Raw genomic sequence first — 2503 nt, 5'->3', positions numbered from 1 at the left:
GTACGCCTACGGTGAAGGCCGCAGTTGTGCTTCCGACGGGGCATCAGGCTGCGATCTGCCGGGGCTGAGGCTGGGTCCAGTTCCAGGGCAGAAGGTCGTCAAGACGCCGGGCGGGATGGTCGGGCAGACGCCTGAGCACATCGGCGAGCCAGGCCTGCGGATCGATGCGATTGAGCTTGGCGGTCTCGATCAGGGTGTAAAGGGCAGCCGTGCGATGGCCACCCGCATCCGAGCCGGCGAAGGTCCAGTTGCGGCGGCCCACCGCGATGGGACGGATTGAGCGTTCTGCGGCGTTGTTGGAGAGGCAGATGCGCCCGTCGTCGAGGAACCGGGTGAAGGCGATCCAGCGCTTGAGCAGGTAATCGATCGCTACTGCCGTGGGCGCTTTGGCCGAGAGCCTGGCGCGGTTCTCCCGCAGCCAAGCCTCCAGGTCGGCGACGAGAGCAGCCGAGCGGGCGCGGCGGTGCGCGCAGCGTTCATCGGGGGCAAAACCATTGGCGGCGCGCTCGATGGCGAAGATCGCATCGATCCGCGTTACCGCCTCGATGGCGATCGGAGCTTGTCTCAGATCGGCCAGCTCGAAGAACTTGCGTCGGGCATGGGCCCAGCAGGCCGCCTCGCGGATCGGACCCGGCTTGCGGCCGGGTTCGTACAGCCGGCCGAACCCCGAGAAGGCATCCGCCTGCACGATGCCGTGGAAGTCCCCGAGCCAGGTCTCGGCATGGGCGCCGGAGCGGTCGGGAGAGTAGAAGTAGGCCGCCGCCGGCGGCTCGGGTCCACCGAAGGGGCGGTCGTCGCGCACCACCGTCCAGAGCCGGCCCGTGCGGGTCTTACCCTTGGCCAGGACCGGCACCGGCGTATCGTCGAGATGGAGGCGCTCGGCTCCCCGGACATGGGCCTCGATCCGGGCGACCAGGGGCGACAGGGCGGTGGTGACGGCCCCGACCCAGCCGGCCAACGTCGAGACGTCGATCGGCACGCCTTCATGGGCGAAGCGCTGGCTCTGACGATGCAGCGGCAGATGCAGGCCGAACTTGGCCATCATCACCTCGGCCAGGAGGTTCGGCCCGGCCCGACCCCGCGGGATCGGATGGAACGGAGCCGGGGTCTGCGTGATGGTCTCGCAGTCGGCGCAGGAGAAGCGCTCGCGCACGTGCTGGATCACGACCCAGCGCGCCGGGATCCGCTCCAGGGTCTCGGTGAAGTCCTCGCCGAGGTGGCGTAGGCGTGCCCCGCCGCAGCAGGCGCAGGTCGTCGGGCCGGGATGGACGATGCGCTCGCGCGGCAGATGCTCGGGCAGGGGCCTACGAGCGGGCTTGCGCCGGGAGGAAGTGGTGGCGGCATGCGCCTCGGGCTCGGCGGCCGCCTGCGCGTCCGTCTCGGCCAGCGTCTCCTCCAGATCCTCCAGGGCGAGTTCGAGCTGGTCGATCCGGGCGCTGCGTTCCGAGGAGGCCCCGAAGCGCTCCCGTCGCAACCGGGCGACCTCCAACTTCAGCCGTTCGACCGCGATCTCGGACACGAGCCGCGCTGCCCGCTCGGCCAGGATCATGGCGTGGGCGGCGGCGAGATCGGTGGGAAGCGGCGGGGGCTCGGACGCGTTCGGCACGCCCGAGAGAAGAGCATATTGCTCAGCCTTTGTAACGCGTTATCCTCATCCGACCGCACTCGGACGCCAGCTCTCCTGCGGCATCCGCCAGTCGATGCCCGAGAGCAGGTAGCCGAGCTGCGCCGTCGAGATCGTCACGGCACCGTCGGCCGCGGACGGCCATAGGAAACGGCCCCGGTCGAGCCGCTTGGTGTACAGGCACGCGCCCTGGCCATCGTGCCAGATCACCTTGATCAGGTCGCCGCGCCGGCCGCGGAACACGAACAGGTGCCCGGAGTGGGGATCGCGCCTCAGCGTCTCCTGGACGATCATCCCCAAGCTGGAAAAGCCCTTGCGCATGTCGGTGTGGCCGGTCGCCAACCAGACCCGCACGTTGGCCGGCAGCGGGATCATCGGCCCTCCAGGGCATCGAGCACCCGACGTAGCGCCGCGGCATCGACGTCCCGGTCGACCGTGAGACGCCGACCGCCGCCGAGATCGATCTCGATGACGCCGCTCTTGCGACGAAGCCGGCGCGGCGGCGCTGGAGCACGCGGATCATCCGACTGCGCAGCGGGAACAGGAAGTGACGGCTCTGGGGCGATCGCGACGGGCACGAGGACCGGGGCCTGCGCGTCCCCGCCCAAACGGCCCTCCCGCGCCTGACGCCGCCAAGTGAACAGCAGGCCTTGGGCGATCCCGTGCCGGCGCGCCACCGAACACACCGACACGCCTGTCTCAAACGAGGCTTCGACGATCCGCGCCTTGTCATCGAACGACCAGCGCCGCCGCCGTTCGGCATTCTCCAGGAGCTCGACCCGCATCACCCCGACCCGCCGACCTTAACGCCAGCATTAAGGTCAGGCTTCAGCGCAGAGCGCGATGCCCTCGACCGCGGCCCTCACCGGAGGCGTACAC

3 protein-coding genes are annotated in these 2503 nt (G+C 69.8%); all 3 read right to left on the bottom strand.

The features are described from left to right. Window positions 1-43: 43 nt before the first annotated feature. The gene (locus tag FV242_RS33585; protein ID WP_147941978.1) at window positions 44-1549 is read right to left on the bottom strand and encodes an IS66 family transposase; all 1506 of its coding nucleotides are present in this window, start codon (window positions 1547-1549) and stop codon (window positions 44-46) included. Window positions 1550-1651: 102 nt separating this feature from the next. Then, window positions 1652-1999, bottom strand: a complete 348-nt coding sequence (gene tnpB, locus FV242_RS33580; protein WP_147941977.1) for an IS66 family insertion sequence element accessory protein TnpB — start codon at window positions 1997-1999, stop codon at window positions 1652-1654. Next, on the bottom strand, window positions 1996-2409 hold the full coding sequence (locus tag FV242_RS33575; protein ID WP_147907368.1) for a transposase: 414 nt from the start codon (window positions 2407-2409) through the stop codon (window positions 1996-1998). Before FV242_RS33575 ends, tnpB begins: the two co-directional genes overlap by 4 nt. Between the last annotated feature and the right edge of the window lie 94 nt (window positions 2410-2503).

The sequence above is a fragment of the Methylobacterium sp. WL64 genome (genome assembly GCF_008039945.1).
Lineage (GTDB): Bacteria > Pseudomonadota > Alphaproteobacteria > Rhizobiales > Beijerinckiaceae > Methylobacterium.
The sequence above is the reverse complement of the archived record's forward strand: the minus strand, read 5'-3'. Positions and strand labels throughout refer to the sequence as shown.

Excerpts from the sequence above, each read along its gene's own strand:
- FV242_RS33585 (WP_147941978.1), bottom strand. The coding sequence starts at position 1,549 with ATGATCCTGGCCGAGCGGGCAGCGCGGCTCGTGTCCGAGATCGCGGTC.
- tnpB (WP_147941977.1), bottom strand. The coding sequence starts at position 1,999 with ATGATCCCGCTGCCGGCCAACGTGCGGGTCTGGTTGGCGACCGGCCAC.
- FV242_RS33575 (WP_147907368.1), bottom strand. The coding sequence starts at position 2,409 with ATGCGGGTCGAGCTCCTGGAGAATGCCGAACGGCGGCGGCGCTGGTCG.